We start from the raw sequence: 16,212 nt of genomic DNA, 5'->3' as shown, positions 1-16,212 counted from the left end.
CCGACCCGACCCGACCGGAGCTGGCGCCCATGTCTCCCCTCGCGCTTTCCATCGACGAACTCCTCACCACCACCCGGGCGGTGCGCAAGCGGCTGGACCTCACCCGCCCGGTGGAGCGCAAGCTGATCGAGGAGTGCCTGACCCTGGCCACCCAGGCCCCCACCGGGCGCAACCGCCAGCGCTGGGACTTCGTGATCGTCACCGACCCGGCCAAGCGCTCCGCCCTCGCCGACCTCTACCGGCTCGGCCTGGTCCGCCCGCGCCAGCAGACGGTCGGCACCGGCGTCGACCGCACCGTCGGCGACCAGCTGCGCCGGCTGCGCCTGGCCGAGAGCGCCCAGCACCTCTTCGACCACCTGCACGAGGTCCCCGTCCTGGTGATCCCGTGCGTCCGGATCGAGGGCCGGCACGAGGTCGACTCCTTCGTCGGCCAGGCCAACACCTGGGGCTCGATCATCCCGGCCACCTGGCAGTTCATGCTCGCCGCCCGCTCCCGCGGTCTCGGCACCGCCTGGACCACTCCGCACCTGCACTACGAGCGCGAGGCCGCACAGATCCTCGGCATCCCCTACGAGACCGTCCTGCAGGCCGCCCTGATCCCGCTGGCCCACACCATCGGCACCGACTTCCGCCCCGGCCCCCGGGTCGAGACCGACCGGATCGCCCACTGGGACACCTGGTAGGCGGTCCCGGAGGGCTCCGGACGGGCCCGAACATCCTTGACCACCGCTCGAACGGCTCCCTAGGATGGCCACCATGTTCCGGGAATGTCGAGTCAACGGCCTTGCCGCCGAGGCGACTTCCGACCGCGCGACCGGCCACGGCCGCTGTCGCCCCTGAACTCCCCCTCCGCGTCCGCACACTGACGTGACGCCGGAAAGAGATCTCCTCTCATCATCACGGTTCCACCCCGCGACGGTGCCCCCACGCACCCCGCCGGTGTCCTGACCGCGCTGCGCCCGGTGGCCGCCCGGGGCCCCGGAACCTCGACGGCAAGGAGAACGAACATGAGCCTGTCCCTCTACCGCCCCAACGGCCCGACCGACTTGGCCGGCCCGACCGTACGGGTGCTGATCTGTGCGGCCTCGCCGTTACTGCGCACCGGGCTGCGCACCATCCTGCAGCGCGCACCCGGGCTGCAGCCGCTCACCGAGCCGGCCGGCACCGCCAGGATCGCCCAGGTCTGCGCCGCCAAACGGCCGGACGTGGTCATCGTCGACGCCGACATGCCCGGCATGGAGAACGCCTGCGAGGTCAAGAAGCTCACCGACACCCGGGGCACCGGGCAGCCCGGCACGATCCTGCTGGTCCGCCCGGGCGACCCGGACCGCATGCTCGACTACCTCAGAGCCGGCGCCCGCGGCCTGATCCTGCGCGACGGCCCGGAGGCCGACATGGTGCACGCGGTCCGGGCGGTCGCCGCCGGGAACGCGCTGATCTCCCCGTCCATCACGGCCGAGGTGGTCACCGCGATGGCCCGCCGGCTGCCCGGCCCGCCACTGCACACGCCCCCGCTGCTCCACCTGCTCACACCCCGCGAACAGGAGGTGCTCACCCTGATCGCGGGCGGCCTGTCCAACGCGGAAATGGCCGCCGAGCTCCACCTCAGCGAGAAGACCGTCAAGTTCCACGTGTCCAACGTGCTCGGCAAGTTGCGGGTGCGCAGCCGGGCCCAGGCGATGGTCTACGCCCGGTCGGGACACCGGGCGGCCGGCTGACCCACCGCCCGCCCGGTGCGGCGTCACGTCTGCGGGGCCAGGGCCCGCAGCGTGTCGCGCAACCCCGGTCCGGCGCCGAAGTCCGGCACCGGGAGCACCGCCAGCAGCGGCGTGTCCACCCCCGCCGCCACGAACTCCGCCACCCGTTCCCGGCACTCCTGCGGGGAGCCGTGGATCAGCAGCGCGTCGACCAGGTGGTCGGGCACCGCCGCGAGCGCGCCGTGGAAATCGCCCGCCGCCCACGCCGCGTGCGAGGCCGCCAGCTCCTCCCCGCGGCCCAGCCAGTCGTGGAAGCCTCCGTACGTCCGGGCGTTGAGGATCGGCCCGAGCAACTGCCGCCCCTGCCGGCGGGCGTGGTCGCGGTCCTTGGTGGGGCAGACGAACAGCCGGGCCACCACCTCCTTGTCCCGGCCGGGCCCGCCCATCGCGGCCCGCACCCGCGGGACGTCCTCCACCGCCAGGAAGTTGGTCACCAGGCCATCCGCCTCCCGCCCGGCCAGTCGCAGCATCTGCGGGCCGAGCGCGCCCATCATCACCGGCGGCACCGGGTCCGGCCGCAGCGCCGGGGTGTACTGCTCGATGGTGAAGGAGTCGAAGTCGCCCCGCACCGTCCGCCCGGCCAGCGCCTGCTTCAGGAAGCGCACGGTGTCGCGCACGTGCCGGTACGGATGCTCGAACGGGATCCCGTTGATCCGGGTGACGAACGGCGGGCCGGAGGAGCCGACGCCCACCACCACCCGGCCGGGCGCGGCCTCGGCCAGCGTGGCGACGGTCATCGCGAGCAGCGCCGGCCCTCGGGTCTGCACCGGGACGACGCCGGTGCCCAGTCGCAGCGCGGGCGCCCAGGCGGCCGCGAGCGCCAGCGGGGTGAACCCGTCGTAGCCTGCCGCCTCCCCGGTCCACACGTCGGTGTAGCCCAGGTCGGGCAGTTCCTCGACCAGTGCGCGGTGCCGGTCCAGGGGGACGCCGCGCAGCGGGAGCGTCACCCCGTGGCGGCCCATGCGCACCTCCCGGCGGTCCGCTCGCGGCGCTCGCTCATCCGGTGTCCTTCCGCGGGAACGGCGGTGCGGGCCGGCCCCATTGCCTAAGATTGGATAGTACGCCAAAGTTCGAACAATCGATCACGCGTCACAGGACGACAGAGGAGCCGCCATGCGCACCCCCAGCCACCCGGCCACCGAATCCATCCAGCTCGCCGGGATCTTCCACGCCCTCAGCGACCCGGCCCGCCTCTCCATCGTGACCGGCCTGGCCGAGGTCGACGAGCAGTGTTGCAGCGACCTGGACGTACCGCTGTCCAAGTCCACCCTCTCCCACCACCTCAAGGTGCTGCGCGAGGCCGGCGTCACCACCACCCGGGTCGAGGGCACCCGCCGGCTGATGTCGCTGCGCCGGGACGACCTCGAACTGCGCTTCCCCGGCCTGCTGGACGCCGTGCTCAGCGCCGCGACCCGTGAGCCGGCCGGCGCCCACTGATTCTCCCCGACACTCCCGGGGCGCCTCTTCGGCCGTGCGACCGGTCTCTGCCCCGGCCTTTGGACCTGAATCGGCGCCGCCCGGCCCCGCCGGGCGCACCGATGGCCCAGGCTGGCCAGGACCCCTCCCGTCCGCACCCCGCCCTGGAGCCCGCCGTGTCCGCCGAACCCCGCGCCCACGAGGCCGCCGCCCGCGCCGCCCTCGACGCCTTCCTCGACGCCCTCAACAGCCGCGACCTGGCGGCCTGGGCCGAGACCCTGCACTATCCGCACGTCCGGGTGCACGAGGGCGCGGTCACGGTCTGGGAGGACGAGGCCGGCTACGTCGAGCGCTCCACCCCCGAGCTGGCCCAGCTGGTCGATTCCGGCTGGACCCGCAGCAGTTGGGAGAGCGTGGAGCTGAGCCAGTCCTCCCCCGACCAGGTGCACGCCCTGGTCCGCTTCGCCCGCCACGACGCGTCCGGCGCCCGCACCGGCTCCTTCGACTCGGTCTACGTCCTCACCCGCCGGGACGACCGCTGGGGCGTGCTCGCCCGGATCGGCTTCTCCGTCTGACCCCGCACACGCCGCGGGGCCGGCCCGGGAAGTCCCGGACCGGCCCCGTCGGAAGGGCCACGGCTCAGGCCGCTATCGGCCGCTGGCTCCGCACCGCCTGGAGCAGCCCGACCGCCATCCAGTTCGCGAACATCGAGGACCCGCCGTACGAGACGAACGGCAGCGGGATGCCCGCGACCGGCATGATGCCCAGGCACATCCCGATGTTCTCGAAGGCCTGGAAGGACAGCCAGGCGATGATCCCGGCCGCCACGATCGTGCCGTACAGGTCGGTGGCCTGACGGGCGATCCGGCAGGCCCGCCACAGCACCACGCCGACCAGCAGGATGATCGCCAGCGCCCCGACGAAGCCCAGCTCCTCACCGGCCACGGTGAACACGAAGTCGGTCTGCTGCTCCGGCACGAACTGCCCGGTGGTCTGCGTCCCGTGGAACAGCCCCTTGCCGGTCAGACCGCCCGAGCCGATGGCGATCCGGGCCTGCGCGGTGTTGTAGCCGACGCCGTTCGGGTCCAGCTGCGGGTTGGCGAACGCGGCGAAGCGGTCGATCTGGTACTTGCTCAGCAGCCCGAACTTCCAGATCGCCACGCACCCGGCGGCGCCCGCCACCAGCAGCCCGAGGACCCAGCGGTTGGCCGCGCCCGAGCCGAGCAGGATGCCCAGCACGATCGCGGCCATCACCATCACCGAGCCGGCGTCCGGCATCAGCAGCACTATGCACATCGGCAGCCCGGCCCAGACCAGGCCGCGGAACACCGCCCGGTGCGAGGGGAACTCCCGTTCCCCCGCGTCGACCTGGTCCGACAGCACGACCGCCATCGCCAGCACGATACCCAGCTTCGCGAACTCGGCCGGCTGGATCGAGAAGCCGCCGCCGAGCTGGATCCACGAGTGTGCGCCGTTGATGGTGGAGCCCAGCGGGCTGAGCGTCGCCAGCAGCAGCACGATCACGCCGACGTACACGAACGGCACCAGCGTGCGGAAGCGACGGCTCCCTATCGCTATCACCACCGCGCACAGCACCAGCCCGACCACGAAGTTGGTCAGGTGCCGGTACAGGAAGTACTGCGGGTCCCCGTGGGTCAGCGACTCGCGCCCGCGGGTGGCCGACCAGACCAGCAGCGAGCTGCCGGCCGACAGGGCCAGCGCGGCCAGCAGCAGTATCCAGTCCAGCCGCCAGAGCGGGGAGTCCTTGGCCAGGGCCTTGGAGACGCCGCGGCGCTGCGGGGCCAGCCGCAGCTGCCGGTAGGAGCCGTAGGAGGTCATGCCCGTCCCCTTCCCGGGCCGCGTCCGGGTTCGAGCGCGGCGTCGGCCGCGGTGTACGACGCCGGCCGGTCGGCCGGCGGCGCCTGGTCGAGGAAGGCCGGCGCCGGGACCGCCTGCGCGGAGCCCGCGTCGAGCAGCGCCGCCGCCGGCACGAGCGCCGGGGCCGAGGCCGGGGAGCCCGCCGCCGGGCCGGCCGGGGCCGGGGCGGCGGTGTAGGAGGCCGGCTTGATGATCGCGGTGCCGTCCGGGTTGAACTTCGGCAGCTCGCCCTGCGGGGTCGGCAGCAGCGCCTTGCCGTTGTCGACGTTGCCCTTGTCGTCCACGCCGTACAGCGCCTGGTAGATCCGGCGCACGGCGTCGCCGGAGCCGCCGGAGCCGGTGCCACCCTGGCTTATCGTCATGATGATCGCGTAGTCCTTGCTGTACGTGGCCAGCCAGGAGGTGGTCTGCTTGCCCTCGACCTCGGCGGTGCCGGTCTTGGCGTGCAGTGCGATCTTGTCCTGCGGCCAGCCGGCCTGCGTGAACTTCCAGGCGGCGGTACCGCTCTTGACGACGCCCTCGGTGGCCTGGTTGATGTAGCTCAGCAGCTTCTGGTCGCCGGGGAACTTGGCGTCCTCGTGCGGGGCGATCTCGCGGACGAGGTCCCCGCCCGGGCTTATCACCGCCTTGGCGATCGTCGGCCGGTAGAAGGTGCCGCCGTTGGCCAGCGCCGAGTAGATCCGGGCCATCTGGACCGGGGTGACCAGGGTGTCGCCCTGCCCGATCGCGAAGTTGACGGCGTCACCGGCGCGCATCTGGTAGCCGTCGACGCAGTTCTCCCGGGCGATCTGGTCGGAGAAGCTGTTGCCGCCCTTCTGCGCCTGCGCGCACCAGGCGTCCTTGTTGTTGTCGTAGAAGGACTGCTTCCACTGCCGGTCCGGCACCCGGCCGGTCACCTCGGCCGGCAGGTCGATGCCGGTCTTGGCGCCGAGGCCGAACTCGTGGGCGGTCTTGAAGAACCAGTCGGCCGGCTCCTTCTTCGGCTTGATGCCGCCGTCCTTCATCCACTGGTCGTTCGCCAGCCCGTAGAAGACGGTGTCGCAGGAGACCTCCAGCGCCTTCTCCAGCGAGATGGAGCCGAAGCTCTCGCTCTCGAAGTTCTTGAACTCGCGGCCGCCGATGGTCATGCTCTTCGGGCACGGGTAGGTGCCGTCCAGCGGGTAGCCGGCCTGCACGGCGGCGGTGGTGGAGATGACCTTGAAGGTCGAGCCGGGGGCGGACTGACCCTGTATGGCCCGGTTCAGCAGCGGGAAGTTGGACTCCTTGCTGGTCAGCGACTGGTAGTCCTTGCCGCTGATGCCGCCCACCCAGAGGTTCGGGTCGTAGGTCGGCGCGCTGGCCATCGCGACGATCCGCCCGGTGTGCACGTCCATCACGACGGCGGCGCCGGAGTCGGCCTCGTAGTTGCGGTTGGTGACCTTGTCGAAGGTGTTCCGGGCGTCGTTCATGGCCTGCGCCAGGTTGTCCTCGACGACCTTCTGCACCCGGGCGTCGATGCTGGTGACCAGGTTGTCGCCGGTCTGCGGGGCGACGGCGCCGGCGGTGCCGATCACCCGGCCGAGGTTGTCCACTTCCAGCTTGGTGATGCCGGCGGTGCCGCGCAGGTCGCGGTCGTACACCGACTCCAGCCCGGCCCGGCCGATCTGGTCGGCCGGCAGGTAGCGGTCCAGGCCGCTCTTGGCGGCGGTCTTGCTGACCTCCTCGTCGGTGACCGGCGAGAGGTAGCCGAGCACCTGGGCCAGGTTGGCGCCCTCGGCGCCGGTGTAGCGGCGTACGGCGGTGGGCTGCGCGGTGACCCCGGGGAAGTCCTCGCGGCGCTCCATTATCTGCATCGCCTGCTGGGTGGTCGCCTCCTTGGTGACCGGGATCGGCTGGTACGGCGAACCGTTCCAGCAGGGCTGCGGGGTCTTGGCGTCGCAGAGCCGGACCTTCTCCTGGACGTCCTTGGCGGGCATCCCGAGCACGTCTGCCAGCCGGGCCAGCACGGCCTTGCCGCCGTCCTTCATCTGCAGCAGCGAGGTGCGGCTGACGGAGACCACCAGCCGGGTCTCGTTGCCGGCCAGGACCCGTCCGGAGGCGTCCAGGATCTCGCCGCGGACGGCCGGTTCGACCACCTCGCGGATGTGGTTGCCGGTCGCCTTGGCGGTGTACTCCTTGGCGTTGCGGATCTGCAGGTACCACAGCCGCCCGCCGAGGGTGGCGAGCAGCGACAGCACCAGGATCTGCAGCACCACCAGACGGATCGTCACCCTCCGGGTGCGGCCGGTCTCGGGGATGTTGCTCACGTCTCGTGCGCTCCAGGATGCGGGGAGGGTCGGGAGGTCGGGGCCGGACCGGTTACGGGCGGCGGGCGAAGCCGGGCACGCGCCGCTTCTTGTACCTCGGGCCGGAGGAGGCCTCGCGGGTGGTGCGGTACCGGGCCAGCGTGCCCAGGCCCGGGCCGCCCTGGTCGTCGTCGGCGGCGGCCAGCGGATCGCGCCCGAAGCGGCGCCCGAGCAGCATCACCAGCGGCACCACGAAGGGCGCCAGCAGCAGGTCGTACAGCAGGGCGCTGATCACCAGGCCGCCGAGGCCGACGTGCCGGGCCGCGGTGTCGCCGACCAGGGCGCCGACCATCGCGTACAGCAGCGTGGAGGCGACCGCCGCGGCGCCGACCACCAGCAGCGCGCTGGCGACGGAGCGCTGGCGGCCGTGGTCGGGGCGCAGCAGCCCGGCGGCGTAGCCCATCAGGCAGAGCACCAGCGCGTAGCGGCCGATCGCGTGGTCGGAGGGCGGTGCGACATCGGCCAGCAGGCCGGCCGAGAAGCCGACCAGGCAGCCGCCGGTGGGCCCGTAGACCATGGCCAGGCCGACGACGACGAGCAGCAGTATGTCCGGGGTGGCTCCCGGGAGCTGGAGCCGGCCGAAGACGCTGACCTGGAGGATCAGGCCGAACAGGATCAGGCCGGCGGAGACGGGGATGCGGGCGAGGCGCATGGCTCAGTTCCCCCCATTGGGCTTGGCGGGCGGGGCGGCCGGTGTGGAGGCCGGGGCCTGGCCCGGGGCGGGCGCGGCGGGGGCCTGGCCCTGGCCGGCGGCGGGGGCGGGCGGCAGGACGGCGTCGCGCGGGTCGGTGCGCGGCGGCACGACCACCACGCCGACCAGGTCCAGCCGGGTGAACTGGACGAAGGGCTCGACCAGGACGGTCTTGGTCAGCTGGCCCGCGTTGGCCTGGACCTCGACGACCTTGCCGACCGGGACGCCGGGCACGAACGGGCGGCCGCTCTGCGAGCCGAAGGTGACCAGCCGGTCGCCGGCCTTGACCTGGGCCTTGCCGTTGAGCAGGGAGACCTTCATCGGACTGTCGCCGCCGCCGGAGGCGAAGCCGATCTCGCCGGTGCCCTCCAGCCGGGTGCCGGCCGAGAAGCCGGGGTCGGAGGCGAGCAGCACGGTGGCGGTGGTCGGTCCGACGGTGGTGATCCGGCCGACCAGGCCCTGGCCGTTGATGACCGTCATGTCGCGGGTGAGGCCGTCGTCGCTGCCGGCGTCGAGGGTGATGGTCCAGGAGAAGCCCTGGGCCGGGCCGATCGCGATGACCTGGGCGGCCTTGACGGTGTAGCCGCCGGCGCCGGCGGTGCGCAGCAGGTCGTCCAGCTGCTTGGTGCGCCCGGAGGCCATGTCGGAGGAGGCGAGCTTCTGCCGAAGTTCGGTGTTCTCGCGGGCGAGCTGGTCGGTGCGTCCGCTGTTGGTGGCGGCGTCGCGGAAGGCCCGGACGGTGTCGGCGACGGGGTCGACGACGGTGGCGGCGCCGCGCTCGACCGGGCCGAGGACGCCGGCGGCGGCGCGGCGGGCGGGGCCGAGCGGGGAGTCCTCACCGCCCTTGATGTCCACGGTGATGAGCGCGAAGGCGACCGCCACCAGCAGGATGAGCAGCAGCCGGCTCTCTCGTGTGTCCCTCACGGTGCTGGTACTGCCCCTTCGTACCTGGCAGCCGCCCGGGGCTGTGGGGCCCGGGCGGCGGCCCGTTCAGTCGGTGTCGGTTGTCGTTCGTGGTGGCTAACGCCGCGGCTGGGCGTCGAGTACCTGCTGGAGCGCCTCGAACTCCTCGACGCACTTGCCGGAGCCGAGCGCCACGGAGTCGAGCGGGTTCTCGGCGATGTGGATCGGCATGCCGGTCTCGCGGCGCAGCCGCTCGTCCAGGCCGCGCAGCAGGGCACCGCCGCCGGTGAGCACGATGCCCCGGTCCATGACGTCGCCGGCCAGCTCGGGCGGGCACTGGTCGAGGGTGGTCTTGACCGCGTCGATGATCGAGTTGACCGGCTCGTCGATGGCCTCGCGGACCTCGGCGGCGGAGATGACGACGGTCTTGGGCAGGCCGCTGACCAGGTCGCGGCCGCGGATCTCGGCGTGCTCGTCCTTCTCGCCCTCCAGGCCGAAGGCGCTGCCGATGCTCATCTTGATCTGTTCGGCGCTGCGCTCGCCGAGGAGCAGCGAGTACTCCTTCTTGATGTGCTGGACGATCGCGTTGTCCAGCTCGTCGCCGGCGACCCGGATGGACTGGGCGGTGACGATGCCGCCGAGGGAGATCACGGCGACCTCGGTGGTGCCGCCGCCGATGTCGACCACCATGTTGCCGGTGGCCTCGTGGACGGGCAGCCCGGCGCCGATGGCAGCGGCCATCGGCTCCTCGATGATGTGCACCTGGCGGGCGCCGGCCTGCGAGGAGGCCTCGATGACGGCGCGGCGCTCGACGCCGGTGATGCCGGAGGGCACGCAGACGACGACGCGCGGGCGGGCGAGGTAGCGGCGGCGGTGGATCTTGAGGATGAAGTACCGCAGCATCCGCTCGGTGATCTCGAAGTCGGCGATCACGCCGTCCTTGAGCGGGCGGATGGCGACGATGTTGCCCGGGGTGCGGCCGATCATCTTCTTGGCCTCGGCGCCGACGGCGAGGATGCCGCCGGTGTTGGTGTTCACCGCGACCACGGACGGCTCGTTCAGGACGATGCCCTTGCCCCTGACGTACACCAGCGTGTTGGCAGTTCCGAGGTCGATCGCCAAGTCGCGGCCGATGAACGACAGGTTGCTCGCCATGGAGAGTAGGTGCCTTCCCGGGCTCGGAGTTCATGGGGGTGGTGGACGACTGCGCGCCCACGCTCGGGCGGAGACCAGCTGAGCTGCCTTACCGGGCCCTTGGGTCGCGTCCATCGTAGTCACGCGGCGCGGTACGGACGTCGACGCGGGGCATACCGTCCATTGTCCGGAGCGTGATCGCTTCTCCGAGGATTGGGACGCCGTGTCGGCAGCCCCAGTTCCCTATTTCACGATAAGAATGCCCCGGCCGGGCCAATGGTCCCGACCGGGGCAGGTCTTCGGTCCTGCGGGCTCGTCGCCCGGCTCGGATCAGGCGTGCGCCGGGAAGAAGATCTTGATCTCGCGCTCGGCGGACTCCGGGGAGTCCGAGGCGTGGATCAGGTTCTCGCGGGTGATCGTCGCGTAGTCGCCGCGGATGGTGCCGGCGCCGGCCTCCAGCGGGTTGGTGGCGCCGGCCAGCATGCGGATGCCGGGCACGACCTCCTCGCCCTCGACGATCAGCGCGATCGACGGGCCGGAGGTCATGAACTCCAGCAGCGGCTCGTAGAACGGGCGGCCGACGTGCTCCGCGTAGTGCAGTTCCAGCGTCGCCCGGTCGAAGGTGCGCAGCTCGACGGCGGCGAGCTTCCAGCCGGCCTTGCGCTCGATGCGGCTGATGATCTCGCCGGCCAGGCCGCGGCGGACGGCGTCGGGCTTGAGCAGGACGAGAGTGCGCTGGGACACGGTGCGTCTCCTGGGGATTCGGTTCGGCAGACAGTCGGGTCGACGCGTGGGGCCGACACGGCAGAGGTTACCTTGCGTACACGGCGTGTCGGCCCGTCGGTCCGGGCCTCAGGCCTGTACGGCGGCCGCCTCGACGGCGGCGGCCCGGGCGGCCTTGAACGCGTCGACCTTGCGGCCGTAGTGCACCGAGCACCACCACAGGCCGGCGAAGACCACGCCGAGGCCGAACATGGTCGGCAGGATGAAGCCGCTGGCGATCAGGCCGATCTGCAGCGCCCAGCCGATCTGCACCGCGCCGGGGCGGTTGATCATGCCGCAGAGCGCGATGCACAGCGCCATCGCGATGCCGCTGACCGTCCAGATCTCCCCGTCGGAGACGTCGGAGAGCCGCATCGCGACCAGTGCCGCGAACATGATCAGCAACGCCTCGCCGATCAGGGTCGAGGAGCAGAGCGTCCTCATGTCACTTCCTCCCGAGCAGCAGGCGGGCCTCGCCCACCGTGATGACCGAACCGGTGACCAGCACCCCGGCGCCGCCGAGGTCGCCCTCCTCCTCGGCGAGGGTGACGGCGGCGGCGATGGCGTCGTCGAGCCGGGGCTCGACCTGGACGCGGTCCTCGCCGAAGATCTCGACGGCCAGGGCGGCCAGCGCGTCGACGTCCATCGCGCGGTGGGTGGAGTTCTGGGTGATGACGACCTCGGCCAGGATCGGCTCGAAGGCCTCCAGGACCCCGGCCACGTCCTTGTCCCCGGACGTGCCGATCACGCCGACGAGCCGGGTGAAGCCGAAGGACTCGGTGAGGGCGGCGACGGTCGCGCGGGCGCCGTGCGGGTTGTGCGCGGCGTCCAGGATGACGGTGGGGCTGCGGCGGACGACCTCCAGACGGCCCGGCGAGGAGACGCCGGAGAAGCCCTGGCGGATCTTGTCCACGTCGAGCTGCCCGCCGCGGGCGCCGCCGACGCCGAAGAAGGCCTCGACCGCGGCCAGCGCGAGCGCCGCGTTGTGCGCCTGGTGCTCGCCGTGCAACGGGATGAAGACGTCCTCGTACTCCTCGCCGCCGAGTCCGCGCAGCGTCACCAGCTGGCCGCCGATGGCGAGTTCGCGCCGGATCACGCCGAACTCCATGCCCTCGCGGGCGACCGTGGCGTCCACCTCGACGGCGCGGCGCAGGATGACCTGGGCGGCGTCGAGCTGCTGCTGGGCGACGACGGCGACGGCGCCGGACTTGATGATCCCGGACTTCTCGACGGCGATCTCGCCGGTAGTCTCGCCGAGCTTGTCGGTGTGGTCCAGCCCGATCGGGGTGATCACGGCGACGGCGGCGTCGATGACGTTGGTGGCGTCCCAGGAGCCGCCCATGCCGACCTCGACCACGGCGACGTCCACCGGGGCGTCGGCGAAGGCGGCGTAGGCCATGCCGGTCAGCACCTCGAAGAAGGACATCGGCACCGGCTGCGCCGCGTCGGCCATCTGCACGTAGGGCTCGATGTCGCGGTAGACCTCGACGAAGCGCTCGGGGGTGATCGGGGCGCCGTCCAGGCTGATCCGCTCGGTGACGGACTCCACGTGCGGGCTGGTGTAGCGGCCGGTGCGCAGCTCGAAGGTGTTGAGCAGCTGCTCGATCATCCGGGCGGTGGAGGTCTTGCCGTTGGTGCCGGTGATGTGGATGGAGGGGAAGGACCGCTGGGGCTGGCCCAGGATGTCCATCAGCGCCTCGATCCGGTCGAGCGAGGGCTCCAGCTTGTTCTCCGGCCAGCGCTTGGAGAGTTCCACTTCGACGTCGCGCAGGGCGTCGCCGGTGCCGCCGTCGGCGGGGCGGATGGTGTACGGGTTCGGGTCGGCCTTGTCGCTCACGACCACAGTCTACGGAGCGGCGGCGGGCGCTCCTCACGGGGTGAGAACGACCACTTTGCCCTGACTTTCCAGTTTGCCACCTTTACTATCGATTTAGCGATTTGAACCGCAACGAAGCATCGACTCGCGCCTCGCAGGAGCCCCGTCACCTTCGATCGCAAGGAGAACCGCGCCATGCCCGACGCCCTGCACGACTGGATCGTGCTTCGCCAGGACGCCGTCGTCTGGGTCGCCGGACTGATCTCCCTGGCCCTCGTCGGCTACATGGTGCTCGTCTTCGGGCGCTTCCTCGTGTACTGGGCCGGCTCCCGCCACGCCTTCCGGCACAACCGCCCCGCCGCGCCCGGCGACCCGGCCGCCTTCCGGTGGCACCTGGTGATCCCCTGCCGCGACGAGGAGGCCGTGGTCACCCAGACGCTCGCCGGCCTGCGGGCAAGCGCCCCCGAGGCCCACCTGTGGGTGATCGACGACGACAGCGAGGACGCCACCCGCGAACTCGTGCTCGCCGCCGCGGCCCACGACCCGCGCGTCCACCTCGTCCAGCGCCGCCGCCCGCACGCCCGGATCGGCAAGGGCGCCGCCCTCAACGCCGCCTACCGGGAGATCTCCGCCTGGCTCCCCGAGTCCACCGACCGCTCCCGCGTGGTGATCGGCGTGGTCGACGCCGACGGCCGGCTCGACCCGGGCACCCTCGCCCAGGTCTGCAACGAGAAGGCGCTCGGGCGCCCCGACACCGGCGCCGTCCAGATCGGCGTCCGGATGCGCAACGCCGACGAGGAGCTGCCGCTGCCCGGCCGCGGCCGGGCCGCCAACGCCCTGGCCCGCGCCCTGGTCCGGATGCAGGACGTCGAGTTCCAGGCCAACAACGCCGGCATGCAGCTGCTGCGCCGCCGCACCGGCAGCGTCGGCCTCGGCGGCAACGGCCAGTTCGTCCGGCTCACCGCCCTCGACTCGCTGACCGCCGAGGAGGGCCGGGCCGGCCGCCCCTGGCCCGAGCGCGCCCTGCTGGAGGACTACGAGTCCGGCCTGGACCTGCGCCTCGCCGGCTGGCGGCTCACCCACGTCACCGAGACCCAGGTCTCCCAGGAGGGCCTGATCTCGCTGCGCCGCTTCCTCACCCAGCGCACCCGCTGGGCCCAGGGCAACATGCAGTGCCTGCGCTACACCGGCCGGGTGCTGCGCTCACCGCACTACACCTGGTCCGGCAAGGCCGAGGTGATGTACACCTTCCTGCAGCCCGTGGTCTGCGTGCTGCTGGTGCTGCTCGTCCCGCTCTCGCTCGGGATCACCGCCGCCGGGCTGGTGCTCTTCCCCGCCGAGACCGCCGACTTCCAGCTCCGGTACGGGCCGTGGATGCTGCTCGCCTTCGTGCTCGCCACCCTGCCGATGGTGTTCTGGGGCCTCGCCTACCGCCGGCTCGTCCACCCCGACCGCAGCAGGCTGACCGGATTTCTCTGGGGGGTCCTGGTCTGGCTCTACGCGTACCACCTCTTCGTGGTCGCCGCCCGGGCCGCCGTCCGGATGCTGCTCGGACGCAACGGCTGGGCCAAGACCCGCCGCAACGCCGAGAAGGTCACCGTCGGCGCCCCCACCGCACTCGAATCCTGAGCCACCCGCTCCCCCTCCCCCGCGCCTCCTCCCCACGCCTCCACGGAGCCCCCGCATGAGCATGTGCCTGCCCCCGTCCAGCGTCGCCGTCGTCCTCGGCACCCGCCCCGAACTGGTCAAGCTCGCCCCGCTGATCCACGAGCTCGGCGACGCCACCCGGCTGGTGCACACCGGCCAGCACTGGGACGAGGCGATGTCCGGCCGCTTCCTGCGGGACCTCGACCTGCCCCGGCCCGAGCTGCTCACCGGTGTCGGCGGCCGCCCCCGGGCCGGCCAGATCGCCCAGTCGCTGGGCCAGTTGGACGCCGCCTTCGCCGAGGACCGCCCGCTCGCCGTGGTCGTCCAGGGCGACACCAACGCCACCCTCGCCGGCGCGCTGGCCGCCAACGCCCGGGAGATCCCGCTGGTCCACGTCGAGGCCGGGCTGCGCAGCTTCGACCGGGCGATGCCCGAGGAGCACAACCGGGTGATGGTCGACCACGTCTCCGACCTGCTCTGCGCCGCCACCCCGGACAACGTCGCCAACCTGCGCGCCGAGTCGCTGGCCGAGGAGCGGATCGCGCTCACCGGCAACACCGTCGTCGAGGTGGTCCGCCGTCAGCTGCCGGACGCCGCCGCCCGCGCCGCGCTGCTCGCCGCGCACGGTCTGCGCCCGGACGGGTACGTGCTGGCCACCGTGCACCGTCCGGAGAACACCGACACCGCGGAGGCGCTCGGCGCGGTGCTCGCCGAGCTGGACCGGATCGCCCGGGCCGGCACCCCGGTGCTGTTCCCGATGCACCCGCGCACCCGGGCCGCCGTCGGGCGCTTCGGCCTGGACGGCCTGCTGGAGCGCCTGGCCGTCACCGGGCCGGTCGGCTACGCCGACTTCCTGGGCCTGGCGGGCCACGCGGCCCTGCTGGTCTCCGACTCCGGCGGCGTGCAGGAGGAGTGCACCGTGCTCGGCCGTCCGCTGCTGGTGGTGCGCCGCTCCACCGAACGCCCGGAGGCGGTGGCGGCCGGCTTCGCCGCGCTGGTGCAGCCCGGCGAGGAGCTGGGCGAGCTCGCCCGCGCCTGGCTCTGCGACACCCCCGAGCGCCTCGCCCGGCTCGCGGCCACCCCGAGCCCGTACGGCGACGGCCTGGCCTCGACCCGGATCGCCGCCCTGACCGCCTCGCTCGCCGAGACCACCGGATCCGCCACCGTGGAAGCCGTACCGCTGGCCGCGTAGGAGCACTTCACGGCCGCCGGGGCGTCAGACCCCGGCCCGGGCCTCCGGCACGTGCACGGTCGCGCCGTGCCGGCGGCGCAACTCGGCGGTGATCTCGGCCAGTTCGCCCTCGGGCAGCAGCGGCAGCATCATCGCGACGCCCTGCAGCAGCCCGCCGAGCAGGTAGGTGGTGTCGGCCGTCGCGGCGACCAGGCCGCGCACCTCGGCCACCTCGCCGGCCGCCACCGCCTCGATCAGCCGGGCGGCGTCGGCGGACTCCTCGTCCACCGCGACCGCCCCGCTGTCGGCCGGGGCGCGCCGGGCCATCGCCCGCAGCACCCGGTCGCCGACCTCGGGGGCGTACGCCTTGCGGACGGCCTCGGCGGCGATCCAGGTCAGCAGGGTGGTCACCTCGCGCTCGGCGTGCTCGGCGAACAGCAGCTCCAGCTCGTGATCGAACGCGAGCTGGTTCCCGTGCCGGAAAGCGAGCAGCAGCGTCGCCGCCCTGGCCTTGGCTTCCTCGACCGCCTCGGCAGGCAGTTCGTCGGCCAACTCCTCGGTCACCACCATGCCGTGCCCTCCCGTCCGTCGCTCAGCAGGAACGCTCAGCGGAAACGTCCATTGGGAAACTCCGTGCACACCGTACACATCCGACCTGAAAACTTCGGCGAACGCGCGCGGGCAAGACAGGAATCAATTCGCTCGGAATTGGA

General features: G+C 72.5%; 16 protein-coding genes. 6 read left to right on the top strand and 10 right to left on the bottom strand.

Going from position 1 to position 16,212, the window contains the following annotated elements:
- Positions 1-29 precede the first annotated feature (29 nt).
- Both BX285_RS11795 and BX285_RS11790 read left to right on the top strand, forming a co-directional pair.
- Complete coding sequence (locus BX285_RS11795) at positions 30-683, top strand: nitroreductase family protein (protein WP_097237920.1); 654 nt, start codon at positions 30-32, stop codon at positions 681-683.
- 324 nt (positions 684-1,007) lie between these two features.
- A complete protein-coding gene (locus BX285_RS11790; RefSeq protein WP_097237919.1) occupies positions 1,008-1,718 on the top strand; it encodes a response regulator transcription factor in 711 nt (236 codons plus the stop codon).
- 23 nt (positions 1,719-1,741) lie between these two features.
- On the opposite strand, the gene BX285_RS11785 is transcribed toward BX285_RS11790, so the two are convergent.
- Positions 1,742-2,719 carry an LLM class F420-dependent oxidoreductase gene (locus BX285_RS11785; RefSeq protein WP_121175080.1) on the bottom strand — a complete coding sequence of 326 codons (978 nt, stop codon included), beginning with the start codon at positions 2,717-2,719 and terminating at the stop codon, positions 1,742-1,744.
- 151 nt (positions 2,720-2,870) lie between these two features.
- On the opposite strand from BX285_RS11785, the gene BX285_RS11780 reads away from it, so the two are divergent.
- Together BX285_RS11780 and BX285_RS11775 are read left to right on the top strand one after the other, a co-directional pair.
- Positions 2,871-3,194 (top strand): helix-turn-helix transcriptional regulator, encoded by a 324-nt coding sequence (locus BX285_RS11780; protein WP_097237917.1) that lies wholly within the window; start codon positions 2,871-2,873, stop codon positions 3,192-3,194.
- 155 nt (positions 3,195-3,349) lie between these two features.
- Positions 3,350-3,748 (top strand): hypothetical protein, encoded by a 399-nt coding sequence (locus BX285_RS11775; protein WP_097237916.1) that lies wholly within the window; start codon positions 3,350-3,352, stop codon positions 3,746-3,748.
- Between the two features lie 64 nt (positions 3,749-3,812).
- Here BX285_RS11775 and rodA read toward each other — a convergent pair whose 3' ends face one another.
- The 8 genes from rodA to BX285_RS11735 all read right to left on the bottom strand — a co-directional run bounded on the left by rodA (position 3,813) and on the right by BX285_RS11735 (position 12,702).
- Positions 3,813-5,012 (bottom strand): rod shape-determining protein RodA, encoded by a 1,200-nt coding sequence (rodA, locus tag BX285_RS11770; RefSeq protein ID WP_097237915.1) that lies wholly within the window; start codon positions 5,010-5,012, stop codon positions 3,813-3,815.
- Positions 5,009-7,336, bottom strand: a complete 2,328-nt coding sequence (mrdA, locus tag BX285_RS11765; RefSeq protein WP_121175078.1) for a penicillin-binding protein 2 — start codon at positions 7,334-7,336, stop codon at positions 5,009-5,011. The genes rodA and mrdA overlap by 4 nt, the downstream gene beginning before the upstream one ends.
- 52 nt (positions 7,337-7,388) lie before the next feature.
- A complete protein-coding gene (mreD, locus tag BX285_RS11760) occupies positions 7,389-8,027 on the bottom strand; it encodes a rod shape-determining protein MreD (RefSeq protein WP_097237913.1) in 639 nt (212 codons plus the stop codon).
- 3 nt (positions 8,028-8,030) lie between these two features.
- Positions 8,031-8,990 carry a rod shape-determining protein MreC gene (mreC, locus tag BX285_RS11755; protein WP_121175077.1) on the bottom strand — a complete coding sequence of 320 codons (960 nt, stop codon included), beginning with the start codon at positions 8,988-8,990 and terminating at the stop codon, positions 8,031-8,033.
- A gap of 96 nt (positions 8,991-9,086) precedes the next feature.
- On the bottom strand, positions 9,087-10,112 hold the full coding sequence (locus BX285_RS11750; protein ID WP_030256393.1) for a rod shape-determining protein: 1,026 nt from the start codon (positions 10,110-10,112) through the stop codon (positions 9,087-9,089).
- A gap of 321 nt (positions 10,113-10,433) precedes the next feature.
- On the bottom strand, positions 10,434-10,847 hold the full coding sequence (gene ndk / locus BX285_RS11745; protein WP_030058261.1) for a nucleoside-diphosphate kinase: 414 nt from the start codon (positions 10,845-10,847) through the stop codon (positions 10,434-10,436).
- Between the two features lie 108 nt (positions 10,848-10,955).
- The gene (locus tag BX285_RS11740; protein WP_097237911.1) at positions 10,956-11,309 is read right to left on the bottom strand and encodes a DUF4233 domain-containing protein; all 354 of its coding nucleotides are present in this window, start codon (positions 11,307-11,309) and stop codon (positions 10,956-10,958) included.
- Position 11,310: 1 nt separating this feature from the next.
- Entirely contained in the window at positions 11,311-12,702 is a 1,392-nt protein-coding gene (locus tag BX285_RS11735) for a folylpolyglutamate synthase/dihydrofolate synthase family protein (protein ID WP_121177447.1), read from the bottom strand.
- 174 nt (positions 12,703-12,876) lie between these two features.
- Here BX285_RS11735 and BX285_RS11730 point away from each other — a divergent pair, with 174 nt between their 5' ends.
- Complete coding sequence (locus BX285_RS11730; RefSeq protein WP_121175076.1) at positions 12,877-14,310, top strand: glycosyltransferase family 2 protein; 1,434 nt, start codon at positions 12,877-12,879, stop codon at positions 14,308-14,310.
- Positions 14,311-14,365: 55 nt separating this feature from the next.
- Entirely contained in the window at positions 14,366-15,520 is a 1,155-nt protein-coding gene (gene wecB, locus BX285_RS11725) for a non-hydrolyzing UDP-N-acetylglucosamine 2-epimerase (RefSeq protein ID WP_398900108.1), read from the top strand.
- A 24-nt stretch (positions 15,521-15,544) separates the two neighbouring features.
- Here wecB and BX285_RS11720 read toward each other — a convergent pair whose 3' ends face one another.
- Positions 15,545-16,069, bottom strand: coding sequence for a hypothetical protein (locus BX285_RS11720; protein ID WP_097237910.1), 525 nt, complete (start codon positions 16,067-16,069; stop codon positions 15,545-15,547).
- Between the last annotated feature and the right edge of the window lie 143 nt (positions 16,070-16,212).

It is taken from the genome of Streptomyces sp. 1114.5, from assembly GCF_003635085.1.
Taxonomy (GTDB): Bacteria; Actinomycetota; Actinomycetes; order Streptomycetales; family Streptomycetaceae; genus Kitasatospora.
This window is presented reverse-complemented; position numbering and strand designations above follow the sequence as displayed.

Coding starts and splice junctions, on each gene's coding strand:
- BX285_RS11795 (WP_097237920.1), top strand. CDS start 30: ATGTCTCCCCTCGCGCTTTCCATCGACGAACTCCTCACCACCACCCGG.
- BX285_RS11790 (WP_097237919.1), top strand. CDS start 1,008: ATGAGCCTGTCCCTCTACCGCCCCAACGGCCCGACCGACTTGGCCGGC.
- BX285_RS11785 (WP_121175080.1), bottom strand. CDS start 2,719: ATGGGCCGCCACGGGGTGACGCTCCCGCTGCGCGGCGTCCCCCTGGAC.
- BX285_RS11780 (WP_097237917.1), top strand. CDS start 2,871: ATGCGCACCCCCAGCCACCCGGCCACCGAATCCATCCAGCTCGCCGGG.
- rodA (WP_097237915.1), bottom strand. CDS start 5,012: ATGACCTCCTACGGCTCCTACCGGCAGCTGCGGCTGGCCCCGCAGCGC.
- mreD (WP_097237913.1), bottom strand. CDS start 8,027: ATGCGCCTCGCCCGCATCCCCGTCTCCGCCGGCCTGATCCTGTTCGGC.
- BX285_RS11740 (WP_097237911.1), bottom strand. CDS start 11,309: ATGAGGACGCTCTGCTCCTCGACCCTGATCGGCGAGGCGTTGCTGATC.
- BX285_RS11730 (WP_121175076.1), top strand. CDS start 12,877: ATGCCCGACGCCCTGCACGACTGGATCGTGCTTCGCCAGGACGCCGTC.
- wecB (WP_398900108.1), top strand. CDS start 14,366: ATGAGCATGTGCCTGCCCCCGTCCAGCGTCGCCGTCGTCCTCGGCACC.
- BX285_RS11720 (WP_097237910.1), bottom strand. CDS start 16,069: ATGGTGGTGACCGAGGAGTTGGCCGACGAACTGCCTGCCGAGGCGGTC.